Here is a 327-nt window from a genome sequence, read left to right as displayed (position 1 = left end):
GACATCTTTACCCGGCTGCGCACCCGGGCCACCGGGAGGCAAGAGAACATTCTCAGTGATGACAAGGAGATCGAACTGGGTCTCGCATCTATTTTCATTGATACGGGAGAGTGGGAGAAGTTTGATGAGCTGCAACTCGAAAGGCCGTTGTTTTCAGGGGTTGAAACCTGTTTATGTTTGAGTATCCGTTACTTCCGGGAATTAACAGGTGCTGAGAAAATCTTGCCCAAACATTCAATTCTTTTGGGGAAAGCGTTCAATTGGGCTGCTCTTGCGTTGGAGGGGTGTGGAGGAACCAATGCATCCTGTCTCAGTCAGCTGGCTCAT

General features: G+C 49.5%; 1 protein-coding gene. It reads left to right on the top strand.

All coding sequences use genetic code 11. The features are described 5' to 3' along the window. On the top strand, positions 1-327 hold a 327-nt coding region (locus tag E1189_RS22105; protein ID WP_196220812.1), incomplete at both ends, for a hypothetical protein.

This window comes from Parendozoicomonas verongulae (genome assembly GCF_009711465.1).
Lineage (GTDB): Bacteria > Pseudomonadota > Gammaproteobacteria > Pseudomonadales > Endozoicomonadaceae > Sansalvadorimonas > Sansalvadorimonas verongulae.
This window is presented reverse-complemented; position numbering and strand designations above follow the sequence as displayed.